Source organism: uncultured Bradyrhizobium sp. (assembly GCF_936928535.1).
GTDB lineage: Bacteria > Pseudomonadota > Alphaproteobacteria > Rhizobiales > Xanthobacteraceae > Bradyrhizobium.
This window is the reverse complement of sequence record NZ_CAKZHY010000167.1, coordinates 1-20,853: the sequence shown is the minus strand read 5'-3', so window position 1 is coordinate 20,853 and position 20,853 is coordinate 1. Positions and strand designations below refer to the sequence as shown.

The following is a 20,853-nucleotide window of genomic DNA, read 5'->3' as shown; positions in this document are numbered from 1 at the left end:
CATTGCGAGCGGAGCGAAGCAATCCAGACTCTTTCCGCGGCGGCAGTCTGGATTGCTTCGCTCCGCTCGCAATGACAAGGATGCGGCAGTTGCACGCCGATACTCAGGTCTCGTGCCCCTGACGCAGCGCTGCGTTTCTTCGACGGTGCGCTGCTGAGCTGGGGCCTATGCGTCAACGAGTGCGCTGCCTCCTGGGTCCCGGCTCTGCGCAGCAGCGTTGCACGCTGCAGCGCGTCCGGGATACGAGAGAGTCGTCAGACCGGCTTGCCCGTATATGGCATCGACGCGGTCAGGCCGCCGTCCACGGGGAATGCCTGGCCATTCACATACGACGCCTCGTCGCTGGCCAGGAACAACCCCATCGCGGCGAGCTCGTGCGGTTGGCCGGGGCGCTTCAGCGGGTTGAGCTGACCGATCTTGTCCTGGGTGCCGCGTTCCTTGGCGCGATCAAAGATCGGCTTGGTCATTCCGGTTTCGATCAGGCCGGGACAGACCGCGTTGATGCGCACGCCGGTGCCGGTGAGCGAATACGCCGTGGTCTGCACGAGGCTGATCACGCCAGCCTTGCTCGCGGCGTAGGGATGTCCGCTGGCGCCGGCCTTGAGGCCGGCAACCGATGCGGTCAGCACGATCGCGCCGGATTGCTGCTTCACCATGTGCGGCATCGCATGCTTCACCGCGAGAAACGGTCCGATCAGATTGACGCGCAGCACCTCCTGCCAATGTTCGACGGTCTGCTCGCCGAGCGGAACGAGCCCGCCGGAGATGCCGGCATTGGCCCAGATCACGTCGAGCCGGCCATGCGTCGTCACGGCCTTGTCGATGACCGCCATGACGTCCTTTTCGGAGCCGGCATCGGCGATCATCGCCTCGGCGACGCCGCCGGCCTTCTTCACCTCATCGACGGTTTCCTTCACCGCCTCGGTGCGATCGACCGCGATCAACTTGGCGCCTTCCCTGGTGAACAGCAGCGCAGCCGCGCGACCGATGCCGCTGCCGGCGCCGGTGATGATGACGGATTTGCCTTGCAGGCGGCCCATGCGTTTCTCCCTCTGCTTCGCGCGCGACGCTTGCCGCGCGACGGAATTTCAAACAAGATTTCAAACGGCAAAGTGTCTTGAGACACGTTCACACCTCACGTACAGCGACATCAGACGGGATGGAAGGGTTTCGATGGCAGCCAACGACAAGCCTGTTGTGGTCACGACGCGGTGGTGGTGGGTCCGGCATGCGCCGGTGCGCAGCGACGGTGGCAACATCTACGGACAGAGCGATCTTTCCTGCGACACCAGTGACACCTACGTCTTCAATGCCGTTGCCAAGGTGTTGCCCCGCCAGGCGGTCTGGTATTCGAGCAATCTGATGCGCACGCATCAAACGGCCGAAGCGATCTGGGAGGCCGGCTACCCGCGGCCTGCGTCGATGAAATGGGAAGCGGACCTTGCCGAGCAGAATCTCGGGCGCTGGCAGGGCATGAACCGCGCGGCGTTCGTTGCTAGCCGTCCCGTCGGTTCGAACTGGTTCGCCGACATCAACGAGCCCGCGCCCGGCGGCGAAAGCTTTATGGATCTCTATGTCAGGACGTGCCGGGCCATCGATCGGATCAACAATGAGGTGGCCGGGCAGGACGTGATCGCGGTCGCGCATGGCGGCACCATCAAGGCGGCAATCGGCCTTGCCCTCGATGGCCAGGTGGAGCGGGCGCTGTCGTTCGACATCGACAATGTCTCGATCACGCGGCTGGATTATTTCGCAAGCCCTGAGCGCTCGGTCTGGCGGCTGCCGATGGTGAATCAGCAGCCATGGATCGCCGACGATGCGCATGCCGAGATGCATCAGCCGGCGGGCCCGGAAGTCAAGAAGCTGGCGTGAGTTAAGCTGTCATTCCGGGGCGATGCAAAGCGTCAAACCCGGAATCTCGAGATTCCGGGTCCGGTCCTGCGGACCGGCCCGGAATGACATCGAATACGAAGATCAATCTGGGAGAGAAACATGACCTTGTTCGACATGAAGGGTAAAGTTGCCGTCATCACCGGCTCGACGCGCGGCATCGGGCTCGCGATCGCCGAGCGTATGGCCGAGCACGGCGCCAAGGTCGTGATCTCCTCGCGCAAGGCGGACGTCTGTGAGGAGGTCGCCAAGGACATCAACGACAAGTTCGGCAAGGGCACCGCGGTCGCGATCGCCGCGAACATCTCATCAAAAGAAAATCTGCAAAACCTCGTCGACGAGAGCAATCGCGCCTTCGGCAAGATCGACGTGCTGGTGTGCAACGCCGCGTCGAACCCGTATTACGGTCCGCTCGCCGGCATCTCCGACGATCAGTTCCGCAAGATTCTCGACAACAACATCGTCGCCAACAACTGGCTGATCTCGATGGTCGTGCCGCAGATGATCGAGCGCAAGGATGGCTCTGTCATCATCGTCTCCTCGATCGGTGGATTGAAAGGCTCGACTATCCTCGGCGCCTACGCGATCTCCAAGGCCGCCGACATGCAGCTCGCGCGCAACCTCGCTTGCGAATACGGCAAGCACAACATCCGCGTGAACTGCATCGCGCCCGGCCTGATCAAGACCGATTTTGCCAAAGCGCTGTGGGACAATCCGGAGAATTTGAAGGCCTCGACCTCGCGCTCGCCGCTGCTCCGCATCGGCATCCCTGACGAGATCGCAGGCGCCGCGGTATTCCTCGGTTCCAAGGCCGGTGACTTCATGACTGGCCAGACCATGGTGATCGACGGCGGCGCGACGATTAGCTGAGGTTGCTCTCGTGTCCCGGACGCGGTGCGGCCCGCAGTGCCGCTCCGCAGAGCCGGGACTCAGAAAGCCAAGATCGAGATCGTAGAGACACGGGCCCCGGCTCTGCGAAGCAACGCGAAGAGCGTTGCATCGCGTCCGGGGCACGAGAGCTGAGCCTCAATCCACCGCCGCGTAAACCAGATCCCGCACCAGCGTCCTAGTAAAATCGCGCTGCCCCGGGCCCTGGCTCATGAACACCGTGAACAGATCTTCCTTCGGATCGATCCAGAAGAACGTGCCGGCAATGCCGCTCCAGAAATACTGGCCGACGCTGCCGGGGAAGGGCACGATGCCGGCCTCGCGGCGGACCGCAAAGCCGAGACCGAAGCCATGGCCGGGCGACAGCAGCGTGCCATTGGTGACGACGTCGGGTCCGAGATGATCGGAGGCCATCAACTCCAGCGTCTTGCGACCGATGATCCTGGCGCCATCGAGTGTGCCGCCATTGCGCAGCATCAGGGCGAAACGGGCATAGTCCATCGTGGTCGAGACCAGACCGCCGCCACCGGACTCCATCACCGGCTGCTCGAGCATATTGAACAGCGCGACCTTGTCGCCGGTCCAGGGATCGGCTTCGAAAGGCTGGGCAAGCCTGCCAGCATTGGCCTCTGAGGTCGAGAAGCCGGTCTCGCTCATCTGAAGCGGCGTGAGGATGCGCTCGGCGAGGAATGCACCGAGCGATTTGCCTGTCACGACCTCGATGATGCGGCCGAGGATGTCGGTGGAGCGGCTGTAGTTGAACTCGTCACCGGGATGGCAGACCAGCGGGAAGCTCGCCACCAGTGCTGCGTGCTCGGCATTCGTGATCTTGCGGCTGCGGACGCGGGATTCCTGGTAAAGCTTGTGCACCGGGCCGTCGCCCTGGTGCTCGTAAGTGAGACCCGAGGTGTGGCGGAGCAGGTCCTGCACCGTCATCGCACGCTTCGGCGCAACCAGTTCCAGTCCGCCGCCGCTGACCACGCCGACCTTCTGATTGTCGAACTCCGGGATGAATTTGGCGACGGGATCGCCGAGGAGGAGGTGGCCGTCCTCGACCAGCGCCATGATGCCGACCGAGACGATCGGCTTGGTCATCGAGAAGATCCGGAAGATCGAATCCAGCGCCATCGGCGCCGCCGCCGTCGGGCTCTGCTTGCCGAGCGCCTCGAACCAGCCGATTTGGCCGCGGCGGGCCACCAGCACGGTCACGCCGGGGATGGTTCCCTTGTCGATCTCGCGCTTGAACGCATCCGACATCGCCTGCAAGCGGGGCCGCGACAGGCCGATTGTTTCGGGGCGGGCGTCCGGCAGGGCCGGTGTCCGGGCTGCGGAGGCGGCTGTCGTGGCGGCATGGGCGTTCATGGGGGCTCCCGGTGTGTTTCTTGTCGTTCCGGAGCGACAGTGGCCCAGAAGCTGCGCTGTGAACAAGCGGCCCCAATGCGCTTCTCCCTTGCAATCCGGTCGTCCCCTGTGCTTGAAAGCGCCCCTGAGCCGCGGCGACGCAGGTTCGTAGGAGTGTAGCTCAATTGGTAGAGCACCGGTCTCCAAAACCGGGGGTCGCAGGTTCGAGCCCTGCCACTCCTGCCAGCGAAATCAACGACTTAGCAAAAAGTCTACTGAACCAGGCTACTAGCCGCGGTGTGTGGCAACCCCAATTCTGGCACACTGATGCCGCAGGGGACCGTCCTCCCATGATCGCTGGCATTCTTCCGCTCGATGGCCCGGGGCTACCCGAAGACGCTCCGCCTCCAGATCGTCTCTGAGAGTGCGATGTCGGCGATCGAATCCGAGCCGGAGGCAAGAGGTGTCCGGCGTGCGATGAGGTCGGAGACGAATGCATCGGCCTGACGGCGAAAGGCCCAACTGCTCCCGCGCGCCAGCTGCGTGCGATGACCATCCTGATCGAGGATGATCTGCGCCTCTTCCTCGGCAAAAGGAGCGGGCAGTTCGATGGTCAGGGCGCCGCGCTCGAAATCGATCGTCAGGCCTTCGTCCCAAGTCCTCTCGGATCCGTTCGCGAGTTCCAGCACGCAAGGGATGCCGCCGTAGTCGAGCGTGACGCGCGCGCTCCCCGAGGGATCGACCTTACCGTCCGCGACTTCCGGCGAGGGTCCTAGGAGATAGCGCGTCAGATTGATGATGTGGCTGAAGACGTTCAGGAAGGTGTCATAGCCTGACCGTAGCGCTGCCGGCATCCAATCCGGACCGTCCTGCCAGAGCTCGAGCCCGTCCGGGCGCGGCTCACCGGTCATCACAAAAGTGTCGTGCGATCCGCCGGTTTTGCCGGCGAAGCACCAGCCTCGTGCGCCGGTGATACGTCCGAGAGACTGATCCGTTTGAAGACGCGTGAGCTCAGCCAGCGCGCGCGTCACGCCGGCATCATGACGCTTCATGTAGCCAATCGCGTAGATGAGACCTTGTCGCCGCGCGGCTTCGACCAGGGACGTAGCCTGGACCGTCGTGTAAGCCATCGGCTTTTCTGACAACACGTGCCGGCCGCTGTCGAGAGCATCCAGGACGATCGGGCCGGTCGCGCGACGCTTCGTCGCGACGACGACGGCGGAGACCTCGCGGTCCGCGAGCAGCTCGTGGTGTGTGCCGTATATTCGCGAGACGCCGAATTTCCGTGCCGCTGCGGCGGCGAGCTCAGGCCGGAGATCTGCGATCGCAACGACGCGACAGTCGGGATTGGCGGCAAAATTGGCAAGGTGGCACATCTGGCCGACCATGCCCGTCCCGATAATCCCTATGCCTGGCCTCACGTGCTACATCTCCTCGGCGTGCTTCCGGATGACGAGGAAATGCGCAGGCTGTCCCCAGGTGTTAATGAACGCTTGGTCCGATTGGGTGAGTGCGGTGATCCCTGTCATATTCCGCTGCTCGATTGCGCAGAAGATACGACGGAAGCTCTCGAGCGTCGCAATCAAGGCCCCGAGGTCTGGCTGGTCGTCGACGAGAATCTCGGTGCCTCGGATCGTCGCGCATAGCGACGCGAGCTTCGCGATCACGCGCGGCAGGCTGTCGCCGAAGGGATCGTCGATCATTCTATCGACATCGTGAACCAGCGCTTCGATCGAAGTCGAGATCGCGCTCACCGCTTCGGGCTTGCCAATCAAATAGAGCTTGCGTCCACTTAGGAAGCTCAGGCGGCTGCGATCGAGATGACGCGTCGCGCGGAGCAGCTTCTCGTCGCTCGTCAGGACCTTTTTGTGCCAGTAGACGTCGAGACTGTCGCGGTAAGATGGCCACGCAGAATGGATGTCAAATCCCTGACCCTGCGCGGCCGTGCACAAGGCCGCCGCGTCGAGGAAGTAGCGGTAACGGACGAAAGGGTTGTCGAGCACGTCCATCGCCCAGGATTCGAAGCCGCGAGTGTGTGGAATGCTGTCCCACTTCGCTTCGAACAGCGTCTTCGCGGTTTCGAGCGCTGGGCGGCTCGTCAGCGCCTTGCCGGCCGAGTAGATCGCCTTGAGCGCGAGCTCGAAGAAGCCACCGTAGCGCTCGTAGTAGGACACGACGGCGTAACCGTCCGGATTGAGCAGCCGGTGAAAGACTCCCAGCCAATTTTTAGTCGGCTGCACAGTGTAGATGAATCCTTCGGCATCGATGACGTCGAAGCGACGATCACTTTGGAATCCCTCGACATCCGACAAGACGAGCGCTCGCAGACGTGACGTTTGGTTGAAGTGCGCGAAGTAAGCCTGAATTTTCTCGTGCGCATGCCGGTTCGGCTCGGCGAGCGTCATGTTCGCGCCCCAGCCGGCAAACACCAGCGCGTTCTCGCCAGAATCTGGGCCGAACTCCAATACATCGGCATCGCGAAACAGGCGCGGCGGTAGCATTAACTTGTCCGAAAACAGCTCGCGCCGTTGGTTGGCATAGGCTTCGAGCTCGGCGGAGGATTTGAAATTGCCGAACGTCGGCAGAACGTTCTGGCGCTCGTAATAATTGAAGAGCTTGTCCTCAGCTATGCAGCGATCCCGAGTTCGCATCGAGTCGGTCGAGCTCGCCCCAGATGTCGGACGGCGCGAAGATCGAGACGATCTGGAGCGGACGTTTCAAACTTTCGCGCAGCCGGTTGCTGACCTTGTCTTCGTTCTCCTGGTTCACGGCGAGAAGACAAACCAGCGGAGCGGATCTACCGGCGAGGTCCTCCGGCGAGCGGATCGGAATCCCGGTGCCGGGCAGGAACAATCCCTGGCGCTCCTTCTGGTCGTCGACCGACAGATCGACCAACTCTGCGAGTTCGTGGGCATTCGCGAAGGTGCAGGCGCGGCAGCCGGCTCCGTAGATTGCGATCTCGGCGCCGTTGGCGCGGGCCTTGGCGAGGATCGGGCGGAGACGCGCGCCGTACTCCCGCGCGCGCTGACCGAATTTCTCGCCGACACCGGCCGGCGCTGGCGGCGCTGTCACGGCGCCCGCGGCACGGCGGGCGGCGATGGCGAGACTGCCGCCACTGAAATTGTATTTCTTGACCGATACCGCCTCGAAACCATGGCGCGCCAGCAGCGCAAGCAGCGTCGGCTCGGTGAAGTAGCTGACGTGCTCCTCCCAGAGGACTGAAAGGTCGCCGGCCGTGGAGCCGGGCGCGAAATCAGGCACGTCGATGAACAGCAACCCGTCGTCGCTGAGCGCGATCTTCACACAAGCGAAGAAGTTCTCGAAATCGACGATGTGTTCGAGCACCTGTCGCGAGACGACGAGATCGAATTTGCCGGCTTGTTCGACCGCATCGTGGCACAGTGCCGGGCTGATCATGTCGGCATAGACCTTGATGCCGCGCTCGCGGGCGATCTTGCCGGAGACCGGGTTGGGCTCCACGCCGACCAAAACCTTCGCGCCGCGGTCGCGCAGCCTGTCCATGAACAGGCCGTCGTTGCATCCAATCTCGAACACGGATTGATACTTCGAGAATTTGGCGATGGTATCGAGTTCGTCGGCCTGATGAGGCTCCGGCTTCCAGCTGCTGAAATTGTAGTTGAACTGCCGGTACAGAATGTCGGGGTCGATCGGCTTGACGATCTGGGGCAGGCCGCAATCGCCACAGGCCAGCACCTCGAACGGATAACGCTCGTCCTGCTCGTCCCTGGTGCGCCGCAGCCGGTGGGCAATCGGCATCTGTCCGAGGTCAATAACCGGACGCAGGTTCGTCGAGTGGCAGAGGCGGCAATGGTCGGTCACTGATTATTCTCGCCATTTGGTAGGCCTGACGAGGCGATTTTCGACGAATCAGGCGGGTCCGGCAATGAGATGTTTGCAACCAATCCTTGGCCGACATCTATCCTTGCGCCAGCCTGTCTGCCGCAAGGGCACCAATCTTCGCGACGTAATCCTGAACCGCGTCGGCGTCGCCGCCATCGGGAGCCCAATCTGGAAACGCCGTGCGGGATGGCTCGAACGGGCCGGCGGTGGTTTCGTGAAACACCAGCCACTCGGAGGTGATCAGGATCGAGTGGAACACTTGTTCGGGCATCCGGTAGTAACAGCGCTTGCCCTGGCCGTAAGGCGCCATTTCGAGCACGTCGCGAATGTGCCCGTCATCCTCGAAGATCACCACCTGCGCGGTGCCTTCGATGACGTGGAACGATTCCGGTTTGCCAAAATGCTTGTGGGGCCGGACATAGGATTCGCGGTGATGCACGATCAGCATCTCGTGCAGGCCGGACGAGGGATCGGGATGGGTGCACAGCCGGCTGCGCAGACGCGGGTTGCCTGCCGCAATGCGCTTCAGCTCGGCGATGGTGGCATCGTCAGCCGTGACGATGGCATCGTCGGAATAATAGACTTCCGGATTTTGTGCGCGGAGCGAGGTCGGCCGGCGCAGGCCGTCATTCGAAGAAGATGAACCCATGGTCGCCCCGGTAGCCGCATTTGTCGTAGATCCAGGCCCAGGTCTCCGGACCGTGGAAGCTCAGGCAGGTGAGCTGCCAATAGAGCAGGTTCGCCTTCTCATAGGGATTTCCGTGGTGCGATGCCCTGCGGGCGTTGCCAACGTTGATCGCAACTCGTGAGTGCCAAACCTACACTCGCTACTGTTACAAACGCGACGCTTTTGCAATCCACTGCAATAGTCGGTATCACGACGCCAAGATGTAGTCGAGCCGCTGCCATGCCTGCCGAGTCCACAGACACCCGTTACAAGGCCTTGCGCGACGATAGGGGCGTCCTCGACGATCAGACCGTCGTCGACGACAAGGCCTTCATCGACGACTACGTCGGGCGTCTTCACCGCGCGACAGCGGTCGACGACGATGTCGTTGCCGGCATATCCGCCACTCGCGCGACTTGGCTCCGTACGCGAGAGCGGGGGGGCCGGGTCATATTCGTCGGCAATGGAGGCTCGGCGGGAATCGCTTCGCACCTGGCGATTGATCTGACGAAGAACGCGTCCGTGCCGGCCTTGTGCTTCAGCGACGCCAGCATGATGTCCTGCCTTGCCAACGACTTTGGCTTCGAGGACTGGATCGCACACGCCTTGCGGTTGAGCGCCCGCGCGGGTGATTGCCTTGTGGCGATCAGTTCCTCGGGGCAATCGAAGAATATCCTGCGTGCCGTCGAGCAGGCGCGGACGATGAGGCTCGAGGTGATCACGCTGTCGGGCATGAGTGCGGACAATCCCCTGCGCGAACTCGGCGACGTCAATTTCTGGGTGGACAGCCGCAGTTACAACATTGTCGAGACCACGCATCAGTTCTGGATGATGGCGGCCATCGACCTCATCATCGGGCGGGTCGAATACCCGGCGGCCTGACCGTCTGATTTGCTGCCGTCGATTTGACTTCCCGGGTGAGATTGCGTCATCGCCCGTATGTCTCGTTTTCCGGTTCCATGATGAAAAACCTGTTCTACGTCCGTCACACCTGCCGCCTGTGTCATTCGGACAAGCAAGAGCTGGTGGTCCCGATGGCGGGCATGCCGATCGGAACGCCAAACTTCCAGGTCCCGAATGCCAGGGTCGACGATCCGGTGTTCCGCGCGGCGGTTCCGATGGCGTTGCATCTTTGCCGGGATTGCGGCCACCTCCAGATTCTCCATGTCGGAAATCCCGAGGTTCAGTACCGCAACTATGTCTATACGACCTCGCTCTCGCTCGGACTGCGCGAGCATTTCGCGGGCTACGCCAATGACGTGATCGAGCGCTTTGCGATCCCGCCGGGCTCGCTCGTTGTCGAGCTCGGGAGCAACGACGGATCGCTGCTCGGCTTCTTCAAGGAACGCGACATGCGGGTGCTGGGCGTCGATCCAGCCGTCGACATCGCGCGGCGCGCGAGCGAAGCGGGCATCGAAACCATCGGCGATTTCTTCACAGACAGCATTGGCCAGCGCATCCTGAAGAGCCATGGCGCGGCCAGCGTCGTGATTGCCAACAACATGATCGCCAATGTCGACAATCTCGATCCATTGGTGATCGGGGTTCGCGACGTGCTCGCACCGGACGGGCTGTTCGTGTTCGAGACGCAATACGGCGTCGACGTTACCGAGAAGAACCTGCTCGACACCGTCTATCACGAGCATCTGTCGTATTTTAACATCAAGCCGCTGACGCGCTTCTTCGCCCGCCTCGGGATGGAGTTGATCGACGTCCAGCACATCTGGACCAAGGGTGGCTCGATCCGCGTGACGGTTCAGCGCGCCGGTGGCGCCAAGAAACCGTCGGCGGACGTTGCGCGCTTCATCGCCGAGGAGGACCGGCTCGGCGTCGATCAGCCGGCCTATTACGCGCCCTACGTCAAGAGAATCGCCGCCATCCGCGACGAACTGGTTGCGATGGCCGATGCCGCCCATGCGCGAGGTCAATTGGTCGCCGGCTACGGCGTTTCGGTCGGCACCACGACGCTGCTGCCGCAGTTCGGCCTCGAGAACAAGATCGACTTCCTGGTGGACGACGACCCCAAGAAGGGAAGCGTGATGGCTGGTCCGGGCTACGACATTCCGATTCTGCCCCCCGCCGCGCTGTACGAGCGCAAGCCGGCCTTCGTCGTCGTCTTCGCCTGGCGCTATGTGGACCCGATCCGGGCCAAGCACGCCCGCTATTTCGCCGAAGGCGGAAAGTTCGTGGTGCCGCTGCCGGGCATTTCCATGGTCGACAGCGCCGTCTGAGGGGCGGTCGTGTAGGGGAGAGATAAGCCCTTGATTGGCTTGAGCTCTGCCCGGTCGTCCGGGCAAGGTCGATTGGGCCGGGAAAGCTCCCTCGATCTTGACCTTTGGCCTTATCCGCAGTAGATACCCCGCACTCGCAGCCGGCCCGTTAGACGCGGATCTCCGGCGCGGCTTTGAAATCCCCGAACATCAGAGCCCGGTTTTCCGGCTCGTCCTTCGAGACAGAGGGCTGGGCCACAGGCGGCTGTTCGGATCCCTGAAATCCTTTATTGGCGTCTCAAACGATGGCAGTCAGCCCGTTCAAGTTCTTGCAGGAAGTGCGCTCGGAGACCGCCAAGGTCACCTGGCCGACCCGTCGTGAGACCACGATCACCACCATTATGGTGTTCGTGATGGTCGCCGTGGCCTCGATCTTCTTCTTCGCCGCCGACCAGATCATCCGCTACCTCATCACCTTCCTTTTGGGCATTCACTGATGGCAACAGCCGCCGCAACCCAATCGTCCGACAAGCGCTGGTATATCGTCCACGCTTATTCGAACTTCGAGAAGAAGGTCGCCGAATCGATCCGCGAGCAGGCCAAGCAGCGCGGGCTCGAGGAGCTGTTCGAGCTGGTGCTGGTTCCGACCGAAAAGGTCACGGAAGTGCGCCGCGGCCGCAAGATCGACGCCGAGCGCAAGTTCTTCCCGGGTTATGTGCTGGTGAAGATGAAGCTCACCGACGAGGCGTTTCATCTGATCAAGAACACGCCGAAGGTCACGGGCTTCCTCGGCGCGGAAAACAAGCCGATGCCGATCTCGGAATCCGAGGCCATGCGCATTCTGCACCAGGTGCAGGAGGGTGTGGAACGGCCGAAGGCGTCGGTGTCGTTCGAGATCGGCGAGAACGTGCGTGTGGCCGACGGCCCGTTCGCCTCGTTCTCGGGTGTGGTCGAGGAAATCGACGAGGCGCGCTCGCGCGTGAAGGTCGCGGTGTCGATCTTCGGTCGCGCGACGCCCGTGGAACTGGAATTCGGTCAGGTCGAGAAGGTCTGACCGGGTACGTGTGAGACTTCGGTCTCGCGCAAAGAGAGGCCGTGGGAGGGAGAGGGCGGTTGCCAGCCGCATCCGACCCAGACCACGAACCTGAAACCGCCGGCGTCAGCCGGCACAACAGGAGTGATACATGGCAAAGAAAGTGACCGGATACCTGAAGCTTCAGGTCCCGGCCGGTGCGGCGAATCCCTCGCCCCCGATCGGTCCCGCGCTTGGTCAGCGCGGTCTCAACATCATGGAGTTCTGCAAGGCGTTCAACGCCCAGACCCAGAAGGAAGAGAAGAACACCCCGATCCCGGTGATCATCACCATTTACGCGGACCGTTCCTTCACCTTCGAGATGAAGACGCCGCCGATGTCCTACTTCCTCAAGCAGGCCGCCAAGATCCAGTCCGGCTCGAAGGCGCCGGGCCGTGACAAGGCCGGCAAGGTGACCAAAGCGCAGGTGCGCGAGATCGCCGAGAAGAAGATGAAGGATCTCAATTGCGACACCATCGAATCGGCCATGAAGATGGTCGAGGGCTCCGCCCGTTCGATGGGTCTGGAAGTTGCGGGGTAAGCGGTCATGGCAATCGGAAAGCGTTTGAACAAAGCTCGCGAAGGTGTTGACCGCGAAAAGCTTTACCCGCTCGCGGACGCCATCAAGATGGTCAAGGAACGCGCCAAGGCGAAGTTCGACGAGACCATCGAGGTCGCGATCAATCTCGGCGTCGATCCGCGTCACGCCGACCAGATGGTCCGCGGCGTCGTGACCCTGCCGAACGGCACCGGCCGTACGCTCCGCGTCGGCGTGTTCGCCCGCGGCGCCAAGGCTGACGAAGCCAAGGCCGCCGGTGCCGACGTCGTCGGCGCCGAAGACCTGGTCGAGAAGGTGCAGAACGGCGCGATCGATTTCGACCGCTGCATCGCCACTCCCGACATGATGCCGCTGGTCGGCCGTCTCGGTAAGGTGCTCGGCCCGCGCGGCCTGATGCCGAACCCGAAGATCGGTACCGTGACCATGGACGTCACCGGTGCGGTGAAGGGTGCCAAGGGCGGCTCGGTCGAGTTCCGCGTCGAGAAGGCCGGCATTCTGCAGGCCGGCGTCGGCAAGGCCTCGTTCTCCGAGGAGAAGCTGGTCGAGAACATCAAGGCTCTCGCTGACGCAGTCGCGAAGGCGAAGCCGGCTGGCTCCAAGGGTACCTACATCCAGCGCGTTGCGGTGTCCTCGACGATGGGGCCGGGCGTGAAGGTCGAGCCGGGCACCATTCTCGGCTAAGTCTGGAAATTGCATGAGGCGAGGGGCGGATCGGGCAACCGATTCCGCCCCTCGTCGTTTGTGGGCGGCATTCACCGGAAACAAGAACAATGGCTGACAAGGTCCTGGTCTACTCGCGCTTTCCCAAGACAATGATGGCCCGCTTCGCCGAGCGGTTCGAGTTGCTCGACACCGGCGGCAAGCCGACGCGCGAGGTGTTTTCGGCGGACCAGCTTGGCGGCATCCGCGCGTTGCTCACCGCCGGCGGCTCGCCATTGGGTGCCGAGGCGATGGACCTGTTTCCAAAGCTCGGTGCGATCGTCTGCTACGGCACCGGCTTTGACGGCGTCGACCTGAAAGCCGCAGCAGCGCGCAACATCGCGGTCGGCCACAGCCCGGGGGCCAATGCAGCCTCGGTCGCCGATATCGCGATGACGCTGATGCTGGCGACGACGCGGCGGATTTTGGTGGCCGACCAATATGTCCGCAGCGGCGATTGGGCCGCTTCGAAACAGTCGCCGATGATGCGCCCGCAAGCCGGCATGCCCGGCCGCCGCATCGGCGTCTATGGCATGGGCGAGATCGGCCGCAAGATCGCCGCGCGCTGTGCCGCTTTCGAGAGCGAGGTCGGCTATTTCAGCCGCACCAGGTACGATCTGCCCTATCAATATTTCCCGACTTTGGAGGCCCTGGCCGACTGGTGCAGCGTGCTGATGATCGCGGTCCGGGCAGGGGCCGACACCCAGCACGTCGTCAACGCCGATATCTTGGGGCATCTCGGCAAGGACGGTTATGTCGTCAATATTTCGCGGGGCTCGGTCATCGACCAGAACGCGCTGGTCGCGGCCTTGACCGACAAGACCATCGCCGGCGCCGGCCTCGACGTCTTCGAGAAGGAACCGCACGCCCCCGACGCACTGACGTCGCTACCGAACGTCGTGTTTGCGCCGCATATCGGCGGCCATACCCTCGAATCGCACGTCGCCATGCAGAACTGCGTGCTGGCGAACCTCACCGCGTATTTCGAGGGCAAGCCGCTGCCTTATCAGGTCAAATCGGCCTGAATCGGCCCTTGTCGGCCCGGATCATCCAGGACCAGCAACGGATTGGAACTGGTGTGAATTTTGCTCTTGGCAATCCGGCAGAGAGCGGTTAAAGAACCGCTTCTGGACGTGCCGGCCTTGGCTGGCGCGTGCGTGCACGCATTCCGAAAACCCGACAGACAGGAGATCATTCCTTTTCAGGACGTCCGCAAGGATTTGCCCGAAAAAGGAAGGAAAATCCATCGGCCGGTGGGATGCGGGCAAAGGTCAGGCGGTTCGCCGGCTGACCTTGTCCTGTCCAAGACTGCAGGCGCCTGCGGGAAATTTCGATTTCTCAACGGCTTAATCGCATGGCCTGCATAGACGGGTGAAGACCGGATTTCACTTCGCCTTCCACCTTAAGGTGGTTGCGGAACGGGTCTGGTTCGGACCTCGACACGCCGTGGGCCCTTGGGCTCCCGGAGGGCAGGCTTTGAATTGTCGTCTCGCCCGGCGCGTGTCCGAAGGGTTTTGGCCCTGAGGTTCAGGTTTTGGGTGGGGCGATGGGTGCAACCCGGCGGTCCCGCTTTTGCGATGACCGCCAACCGGAAAGAGCTTGCTGTGGAACGAGCGGCAAAAAAGGAAGCGGTCGAACAGCTCAATGGGGTCTTCAAGACCACGAGCGTCGCGGTCGTTGCCCAATATTCCGGCCTGACCGTTGCCCAGATGCAGAAGCTGCGCATGCAGATGAAGCAGGCTGGCGCCTCGGTGAAGGTCTCGAAGAACCGTCTCGCCAAAATTGCTCTTGAAGGCACTGACGTCGTTGCCATCGGCCCCATGCTGAAGGGACCGACCGTGATCGCCACTTCGAACGATCCGGTAGCGGCGCCAAAGGTCGCCATCGAATTCGCCAAGGCGAACGAAAAGTTCGTCATCATCGGCGGCTCGATGGGAAAGACCGTCCTGAATGTCGACGGCGTGAAGGCGCTTGCCTCGCTGCCGTCGCTTGATGAACTGCGCGCCAAGATCGTCGGCCTGCTTGTGGCCCCGGCGACCAAGCTCGCTCAGCTCGCCAATGCGCCCGCGGGTAAGCTCGCGCGCGTCATCCAGGCTCATGCCTCAAAGGGCGAAGCGGCCTGACGCCCTTCGCAAAACTCAAACCCGAACCAGACTTACACTCAAGGAAACTGAACAATGGCTGACTTGCAGAAGATCGTTGACGACCTCTCGAGCCTCACCGTGCTCGAAGCTGCCGAACTCGCGAAGCTCCTCGAAGAGAAGTGGGGCGTTTCGGCTGCCGCGGCTGTCGCCGTGGCCGGCCCGGCTGGTGGTGGCGCTGCCGCCGCTCCGGTGGAAGAGAAGACCGAGTTCACGGTCGTTCTCGCCTCTGCCGGCGAGAAGAAGATCGAGGTCATCAAGGAAGTCCGCGCGATCACCGGTCTCGGCCTCAAGGAAGCAAAGGACCTCGTTGAGGGTGCTCCGAAGCCGCTGAAGGAAGGCGTGAACAAGGAAGAAGCCGAGAAGATCAAGGCCCAGGTCGAGAAGGCTGGCGCCAAGGTCGAGCTCAAGTAAGCAGCGCTTACGGGCAGGGTTCCGGGTTGAGGCCCGGGACCTTGGTCCGCCCCGGAAGAGGGCGGCCTGATGCAAAAGGCGTGCGACGGATCGTCCCGACGCAGGCCAAACACGAAAACGTGTGGGGATTTGAGGGTTTACCCCTCGAATCTGCACTATTGTCGCCCCATATCGGGTCGGCAGCACGAAAGCGCGGTGGGCGGGGATTCCGGATTTCCCTGTAAGCCGTTGGGAGAGCAGGCTATTTCGGGCTTTTGCAGTCCGTGAAGACGATGGTTGTGACGGGCGGGCGTGCCTATGCGCCCCGCGCGTCGTTTTGCGTTTTGAAGGTCTGAATAACAGATTCAGGACATGACGGCCTGAAACTGGATTTTCGGTTCCCCAAAACGGGTTCGAAAAATTCAACCCGGGGAGCGGCGGCAGCCGCGTTCCGGACGGTTCGCCCAGAGCGGGCGACGAAAATGAGAGGCCACGATGGCGCAGCAGACATTCACCGGTCGCAAACGCGTTCGCAAGTTTTTCGGACACATCAAGGAAGTCGCCGAGATGCCGAACCTCATCGAGGTTCAGAAGGCGTCCTATGACCAGTTCCTGATGGTCGATGAACCCGCGGGCGGGCGCCTCGACGAGGGCCTGCAGGCTGTGTTCCGTTCCGTGTTCCCGATTTCCGACTTCTCGGGCACCTCGATGCTGGAGTTCGTCCGCTACGAGTTCGAGCAGCCCAAGTACGACGTCGACGAGTGCCGCCAGCGCGGCATGACCTTCGCGGCCCCCCTCAAGGTGACGCTGCGCCTCATCGTGTTCGATATCGATGAAGAAACCGGCGCGAAGTCCGTCAAGGACATCAAGGAGCAGGACGTCTACATGGGCGACATTCCGCTCATGACGATGAACGGCACCTTCATCGTGAACGGCACCGAGCGCGTCATCGTTTCGCAGATGCACCGTTCGCCGGGCGTGTTCTTCGACCACGACAAGGGCAAGACCCATTCGTCGGGCAAGCTGCTGTTCGCTGCCCGCGTGATCCCGTATCGCGGCTCCTGGCTCGACATCGAGTTCGACGCCAAGGACATCGTCTATGCGCGTATCGACCGTCGCCGCAAGATTCCGGTGACGTCGCTGATGTTCGCCCTCGGCCTCGACGGCGAGGCGATCCTGTCCACGTTCTACAAGAAGATCCTCTACAAGCGGACCAAGGAAGGCTGGCGCGTTCCGTTCGACGCCAACCGTTTCCGCGGTTACTCGACCATCAATGACCTGATCGACGCCGATACCGGCAAGGTCGTGCTCGAGGCCGGCAAGAAGCTCACCGTTCGTGCCGCCCGCCAGCTCCAGGAGAAGGGGCTCAAGGCGCTGCGCTTGTCGGACGAGGAGCTCGTCGGCAACTACCTCGCCGAGGACCTCGTCAACCCGAAGACTGGCGAGATCCACGCCGAAGCCGGTGAGGAAATCACCGACAAGTCGATGAAGGTCCTCAACGAGCACGGCTACAAGGAGCTTCCGCTGCTCGACATCGACCACGTCAATGTCGGCGCCTATATCCGCAACACGCTCTCGGCCGACAAGAACATGACGCGTGAAGACGCGCTGTTCGACATCTACCGCGTGATGCGTCCGGGCGAGCCGCCGACGCTGGATTCGGCGCAGGCGATGTTCCAGTCGCTGTTCTTCGACGCCGAGCGTTACGACCTCTCTGCGGTCGGCCGCGTCAAGATGAACATGCGTCTCGACCTCGATGCGCCCGACACCCAGCGCACGCTGCGCAAGGAAGACATCCTGTGCGTCATCAAGACGCTGGTGGACCTGCGCGACGGCAAGGGCGAGATCGACGACATCGACCATCTCGGCAACCGTCGTGTACGCTCGGTCGGCGAGCTCATGGAGAACCAGTACCGCATCGGCCTCCTCCGCATGGAGCGCGCGATCAAGGAGCGCATGTCCTCGGTCGATATCGACACGGTCATGCCGCAGGACCTGATCAACGCCAAGCCGGCGGCTGCCGCCGTGCGCGAGTTCTTCGGCTCCTCGCAGCTGTCGCAGTTCATGGACCAGACCAATCCGCTCAGCGAGATCACCCACAAGCGCCGCCTGTCGGCGCTTGGACCGGGCGGTCTGACCCGCGAGCGCGCCGGCTTCGAGGTGCGCGACGTGCATCCGACGCATTACGGCCGCATCTGCCCGATCGAGACGCCGGAAGGTCCGAACATCGGTCTGATCAACTCGCTCGCCACCTTCGCGCGCGTGAACAAGTACGGCTTCGTCGAGACCCCGTATCGAAAGGTCAAGGATGGCCGCGTTACCGACGAGGTCGTGTACCTCTCGGCGATGGAAGAAGGCCGCTACTCGGTCGCGCAGGCCAACGTGCCGGTCGATGCCAAGGGCCGCTTCACCGAAGATCTCGTGGTCTGCCGCGCCAGCGGCACCCGCGACGTCGTGCCGATGACGCCCGACAAGGTCGACTACATGGACGTGTCGCCGAAGCAGCTCGTTTCGGTCGCCGCAGCCCTGATCCCGTTCCTCGAGAACGACGACGCCAACCGCGCGCTGATGGGCTCGAACATGCAGCGCCAGGCGGTGCCGCTGGTTCGCGCCGAGGCGCCGTTCGTCGGCACCGGCATGGAAGGCGTGGTTGCGCGTGACTCGGGCGCTGCGATCGCGGCGCGCCGTTCGGGCGTGATCGACCAGATCGACGCGACCCGCGTCGTCATCCGCGCCACCGAAGATCTCGATCCGACCAAGTCGGGCGTCGATATCTACCGGCTGATGAAGTACCAGCGCTCGAACCAGTCGACCTGCATCAATCAGCGTCCGCTGGTGAAGGTCGGCGACATCGTCAAGAAGGGCGACATCATCGCGGACGGTCCGTCGACCGATCTCGGTGAGCTCGCTCTCGGGCGCAACGTGCTCGTCGCCTTCATGCCGTGGAACGGCTACAACTTCGAAGACTCGATCCTGCTCTCCGAGCGGATCGTGAAGGAAGACGTGTTTACCTCAATTCATATCGAAGAATTCGAGGTGATGGCCCGCGACACCAAGCTCGGACCCGAGGAAATCACCCGCGACATTCCGAACGTTTCGGAAGAAGCGCTGAAGAACCTCGATGAAGCCGGTATCGTCTACATCGGTGCGGAAGTTCGCGCCGGCGACATCCTGGTCGGCAAGATCACGCCGAAGGGCGAAAGCCCGATGACGCCGGAAGAAAAGTTGCTGCGCGCCATCTTCGGTGAAAAGGCCTCCGACGTTCGCGACACCTCGCTGCGCGTTCCTCCGGGCGTGCAGGGCACGATCGTGGAAGTCCGCGTGTTCAACCGCCACGGCGTCGACAAGGACGAGCGTGCGCTGGCGATCGAGCGGGAAGAGATCGAGCGTCTGGCCAAGGACCGCGACGACGAGCAGGCGATCCTGGACCGCAACGTCTACAACCGTCTTGCCGAGCTCCTCGAGGGGCGGCAGGGCATTGCCGGTCCCAAGGGCTTCAAGAAGGACACCAAGATCACCCGTGCGGTGCTCGAGGAGTATCCGAAGTCGCAGTGGTGGCTGTTCGCTTCGCCGAACGACAAGCTGATGGCCGAGATCGAGGCCATGCGGAAGCAGTACGACGAGTCGAAGAAGGGGCTCGAGCAGCGCTTCCTCGACAAGGTCGAGAAGCTTCAGCGCGGTGACGAATTGCCGCCTGGCGTGATGAAGATGGTCAAGGTCTTCGTCGCGGTGAAGCGCAAGATCCAGCCCGGCGACAAGATGGCCGGCCGCCACGGCAACAAGGGCGTGGTGTCGAAGATCGTGCCGATCGAGGACATGCCGTTCCTCGAGGACGGCACGCACGCCGACATCGTGCTCAATCCGCTGGGCGTGCCCTCGCGCATGAACGTCGGACAGATCCTCGAGACGCATCTCGGCTGGGCTTGCGCCGGCCTCGGCAAGCGTATCGGCCAGACGGTCGATGCGTACCTGTCGAAGCAGGACATCAAGCCGCTGAAGGAAACCTTGAAGAAGGTCTACGGCGAGGACGAGACCATCAAGACGCTCAACGACAACGAGCTGCTTGAACTCGGCCACAATCTGAGCCGCGGCGTGCCGATCGCAACGCCGGTGTTCGATGGCGCCAAGGAGACCGACATCGAGGAGATGCTGAAGCTCGCGGGTCTCGATGCGTCGGGTCAGTCGACCGTCTACGACGGCCGCACTGGCGATGCGTTCGATCGCAAGGTGACGGTGGGCTACATCTATATGCTCAAGCTTCACCATCTCGTGGACGACAAGATCCACGCGCGTTCGATCGGACCGTACTCGCTCGTCACCCAGCAGCCGCTGGGCGGCAAGGCGCAGTTCGGCGGCCAGCGTTTCGGCGAAATGGAGGTGTGGGCGCTCGAAGCTTACGGCGCGGCCTACACGCTCCAGGAAATGCTGACCGTGAAGTCGGACGACGTCGCGGGCCGTACCAAGGTGTACGAGGCGATCGTGCGTGGCGACGACACCTTCGAGGCCGGTATTCCGGAATCGTTCAACGTGCTGGTCAAGGAAATGCGCTCGCTCGGCCTCAACGTCGACCTGCACAATTCCAAGGTGGGTCCGGCGCCAACGTCGGAAGCGGCCGAGTAACGACCTTTCATGCCCGGCCTTCGCGGCCGGGCATTGGCGCCCCTCCCGATGCCTTGAGGGCAGGGCGCCCCGCTTAAGTGATTTTCGAATTTGCGGCCGGAGGCGACCGGTACGCGAGGAGAAGACGATGAACCAAGAAATTATGAATCTCTTTAACCCGACGACGCCGGCTCAGGTCTTCGACCAGATCCGGATCTCGATCGCGTCACCGGAGAAGATTCTGTCCTGGTCCTACGGCGAGATCAAGAAGCCGGAGACCATCAACTACCGTACCTTCAAGCCCGAGCGCGACGGCCTGTTCTGCGCCCGCATCTTCGGGCCGATCAAGGACTACGAGTGCTTGTGCGGCAAGTACAAGCGCATGAAGTACAAGGGCATCATCTGCGAGAAGTGCTCGGTCGAGGTCACGCTTTCGCGCGTCCGGCGCGAGCGCATGGGCCATATCGAGCTCGCTGCGCCCGTTGCCCACATCTGGTTCCTGAAGTCGCTGCCCTCGCGCATCGGCCTCCTGC

Annotated in this window: 19 protein-coding genes, 1 tRNA gene and 1 pseudogene; 14 read left to right on the top strand and 7 right to left on the bottom strand. The window is 62.5% G+C overall.

Annotated elements, in window-relative coordinates; all coding sequences use genetic code 11:
* Window positions 1–254 precede the first annotated feature (254 nt).
* The gene (locus tag Q0687_RS31405; protein WP_298885519.1) at window positions 255–1,040 is read right to left on the bottom strand and encodes an SDR family oxidoreductase; all 786 of its coding nucleotides are present in this window, start codon (window positions 1,038–1,040) and stop codon (window positions 255–257) included.
* A gap of 133 nt (window positions 1,041–1,173) precedes the next feature.
* On the opposite strand from Q0687_RS31405, the gene Q0687_RS31400 reads away from it, so the two are divergent.
* Both Q0687_RS31400 and Q0687_RS31395 read left to right on the top strand, forming a co-directional pair.
* On the top strand, window positions 1,174–1,872 hold the full coding sequence (locus Q0687_RS31400) for a histidine phosphatase family protein (protein ID WP_298885517.1): 699 nt from the start codon (window positions 1,174–1,176) through the stop codon (window positions 1,870–1,872).
* 120 nt (window positions 1,873–1,992) lie between these two features.
* A complete protein-coding gene (locus Q0687_RS31395) occupies window positions 1,993–2,760 on the top strand; it encodes an SDR family oxidoreductase (RefSeq protein WP_298885514.1) in 768 nt (255 codons plus the stop codon).
* Between the two features lie 156 nt (window positions 2,761–2,916).
* Here Q0687_RS31395 and Q0687_RS31390 read toward each other — a convergent pair whose 3' ends face one another.
* The gene (locus Q0687_RS31390) at window positions 2,917–4,140 is read right to left on the bottom strand and encodes a serine hydrolase domain-containing protein (RefSeq protein ID WP_298885512.1); all 1,224 of its coding nucleotides are present in this window, start codon (window positions 4,138–4,140) and stop codon (window positions 2,917–2,919) included.
* A 149-nt stretch (window positions 4,141–4,289) separates the two neighbouring features.
* On the opposite strand from Q0687_RS31390, the gene Q0687_RS31385 reads away from it, so the two are divergent.
* Window positions 4,290–4,365: transfer RNA gene (locus Q0687_RS31385), tRNA-Trp, on the top strand.
* Between the two features lie 140 nt (window positions 4,366–4,505).
* On the opposite strand, the gene Q0687_RS31380 is transcribed toward Q0687_RS31385, so the two are convergent.
* The 5 genes and pseudogenes from Q0687_RS31380 to Q0687_RS35910 all read right to left on the bottom strand — a co-directional run.
* A complete protein-coding gene (locus Q0687_RS31380) occupies window positions 4,506–5,540 on the bottom strand; it encodes a Gfo/Idh/MocA family oxidoreductase (protein ID WP_298885510.1) in 1,035 nt (344 codons plus the stop codon).
* Window positions 5,541–5,543: 3 nt separating this feature from the next.
* On the bottom strand, window positions 5,544–6,770 hold the full coding sequence (locus tag Q0687_RS31375) for a class I SAM-dependent methyltransferase (protein ID WP_298885509.1): 1,227 nt from the start codon (window positions 6,768–6,770) through the stop codon (window positions 5,544–5,546).
* On the bottom strand, window positions 6,742–7,959 hold the full coding sequence (locus Q0687_RS31370; protein WP_298885508.1) for a class I SAM-dependent methyltransferase: 1,218 nt from the start codon (window positions 7,957–7,959) through the stop codon (window positions 6,742–6,744). Before Q0687_RS31370 ends, Q0687_RS31375 begins: the two co-directional genes overlap by 29 nt.
* 97 nt (window positions 7,960–8,056) lie before the next feature.
* Window positions 8,057–8,629 (bottom strand): WbuC family cupin fold metalloprotein, encoded by a 573-nt coding sequence (locus Q0687_RS31365; protein ID WP_298885506.1) that lies wholly within the window; start codon window positions 8,627–8,629, stop codon window positions 8,057–8,059.
* A pseudogene (locus tag Q0687_RS35910) lies at window positions 8,607–8,729 on the bottom strand (SAM-dependent methyltransferase); the annotation flags it as partial. The gene Q0687_RS31365 and the pseudogene Q0687_RS35910, both read right to left, overlap by 23 nt.
* A 158-nt stretch (window positions 8,730–8,887) precedes the next feature.
* Here Q0687_RS35910 and Q0687_RS31360 point away from each other — a divergent pair.
* The 11 genes from Q0687_RS31360 to Q0687_RS31310 form a co-directional block, all read left to right on the top strand.
* Window positions 8,888–9,529 (top strand): SIS domain-containing protein, encoded by a 642-nt coding sequence (locus Q0687_RS31360; RefSeq protein WP_298885504.1) that lies wholly within the window; start codon window positions 8,888–8,890, stop codon window positions 9,527–9,529.
* Between the two features lie 77 nt (window positions 9,530–9,606).
* Window positions 9,607–10,878 carry a class I SAM-dependent methyltransferase gene (locus tag Q0687_RS31355; RefSeq protein ID WP_298885502.1) on the top strand — a complete coding sequence of 424 codons (1,272 nt, stop codon included), beginning with the start codon at window positions 9,607–9,609 and terminating at the stop codon, window positions 10,876–10,878.
* A 284-nt stretch (window positions 10,879–11,162) separates the two neighbouring features.
* Window positions 11,163–11,354: a preprotein translocase subunit SecE gene (secE, locus tag Q0687_RS31350; RefSeq protein ID WP_007611620.1), complete on the top strand. Its 192-nt coding sequence runs from the start codon at window positions 11,163–11,165 to the stop codon at window positions 11,352–11,354.
* The gene (gene nusG / locus Q0687_RS31345) at window positions 11,354–11,911 is read left to right on the top strand and encodes a transcription termination/antitermination protein NusG (protein ID WP_015685389.1); all 558 of its coding nucleotides are present in this window, start codon (window positions 11,354–11,356) and stop codon (window positions 11,909–11,911) included. Before secE ends, nusG begins: the two co-directional genes overlap by 1 nt.
* Window positions 11,912–12,041: 130 nt before the next feature.
* Window positions 12,042–12,470 (top strand): 50S ribosomal protein L11, encoded by a 429-nt coding sequence (gene rplK / locus Q0687_RS31340; protein ID WP_011088164.1) that lies wholly within the window; start codon window positions 12,042–12,044, stop codon window positions 12,468–12,470.
* A gap of 6 nt (window positions 12,471–12,476) precedes the next feature.
* Complete coding sequence (gene rplA, locus Q0687_RS31335; RefSeq protein WP_128951210.1) at window positions 12,477–13,169, top strand: 50S ribosomal protein L1; 693 nt, start codon at window positions 12,477–12,479, stop codon at window positions 13,167–13,169.
* A gap of 89 nt (window positions 13,170–13,258) precedes the next feature.
* Window positions 13,259–14,212, top strand: coding sequence for a 2-hydroxyacid dehydrogenase (locus Q0687_RS31330; RefSeq protein WP_298885484.1), 954 nt, complete (start codon window positions 13,259–13,261; stop codon window positions 14,210–14,212).
* Window positions 14,213–14,791: 579 nt separating this feature from the next.
* Window positions 14,792–15,310: a 50S ribosomal protein L10 gene (rplJ, locus tag Q0687_RS31325; RefSeq protein WP_298885482.1), complete on the top strand. Its 519-nt coding sequence runs from the start codon at window positions 14,792–14,794 to the stop codon at window positions 15,308–15,310.
* A gap of 54 nt (window positions 15,311–15,364) precedes the next feature.
* Window positions 15,365–15,742 (top strand): 50S ribosomal protein L7/L12, encoded by a 378-nt coding sequence (gene rplL / locus Q0687_RS31320; RefSeq protein WP_298885480.1) that lies wholly within the window; start codon window positions 15,365–15,367, stop codon window positions 15,740–15,742.
* A 474-nt stretch (window positions 15,743–16,216) separates the two neighbouring features.
* Window positions 16,217–20,341 (top strand): DNA-directed RNA polymerase subunit beta, encoded by a 4,125-nt coding sequence (rpoB, locus tag Q0687_RS31315; RefSeq protein WP_298885479.1) that lies wholly within the window; start codon window positions 16,217–16,219, stop codon window positions 20,339–20,341.
* A 127-nt stretch (window positions 20,342–20,468) separates the two neighbouring features.
* Window positions 20,469–20,853, top strand: a 385-nt coding sequence (locus Q0687_RS31310) for a hypothetical protein (protein ID WP_298885477.1), incomplete at its 3' end; no start/stop codon positions are given.

Bases quoted from the DNA above. Each gene is read 5' to 3' on its own strand.
- Q0687_RS31405 (WP_298885519.1), bottom strand. From the start codon at position 1,040: ATGGGCCGCCTGCAAGGCAAATCCGTCATCATCACCGGCGCCGGCAGC.
- Q0687_RS31400 (WP_298885517.1), top strand. From the start codon at position 1,174: ATGGCAGCCAACGACAAGCCTGTTGTGGTCACGACGCGGTGGTGGTGG.
- Q0687_RS31395 (WP_298885514.1), top strand. From the start codon at position 1,993: ATGACCTTGTTCGACATGAAGGGTAAAGTTGCCGTCATCACCGGCTCG.
- Q0687_RS31390 (WP_298885512.1), bottom strand. From the start codon at position 4,140: ATGAACGCCCATGCCGCCACGACAGCCGCCTCCGCAGCCCGGACACCG.
- Q0687_RS31375 (WP_298885509.1), bottom strand. From the start codon at position 6,770: ATGCGAACTCGGGATCGCTGCATAGCTGAGGACAAGCTCTTCAATTAT.
- Q0687_RS31365 (WP_298885506.1), bottom strand. From the start codon at position 8,629: ATGGGTTCATCTTCTTCGAATGACGGCCTGCGCCGGCCGACCTCGCTC.
- Q0687_RS31360 (WP_298885504.1), top strand. From the start codon at position 8,888: ATGCCTGCCGAGTCCACAGACACCCGTTACAAGGCCTTGCGCGACGAT.
- Q0687_RS31355 (WP_298885502.1), top strand. From the start codon at position 9,607: ATGATGAAAAACCTGTTCTACGTCCGTCACACCTGCCGCCTGTGTCAT.
- secE (WP_007611620.1), top strand. From the start codon at position 11,163: ATGGCAGTCAGCCCGTTCAAGTTCTTGCAGGAAGTGCGCTCGGAGACC.
- nusG (WP_015685389.1), top strand. From the start codon at position 11,354: ATGGCAACAGCCGCCGCAACCCAATCGTCCGACAAGCGCTGGTATATC.
- rplK (WP_011088164.1), top strand. From the start codon at position 12,042: ATGGCAAAGAAAGTGACCGGATACCTGAAGCTTCAGGTCCCGGCCGGT.
- rplA (WP_128951210.1), top strand. From the start codon at position 12,477: ATGGCAATCGGAAAGCGTTTGAACAAAGCTCGCGAAGGTGTTGACCGC.
- Q0687_RS31330 (WP_298885484.1), top strand. From the start codon at position 13,259: ATGGCTGACAAGGTCCTGGTCTACTCGCGCTTTCCCAAGACAATGATG.
- rplL (WP_298885480.1), top strand. From the start codon at position 15,365: ATGGCTGACTTGCAGAAGATCGTTGACGACCTCTCGAGCCTCACCGTG.
- rpoB (WP_298885479.1), top strand. From the start codon at position 16,217: ATGGCGCAGCAGACATTCACCGGTCGCAAACGCGTTCGCAAGTTTTTC.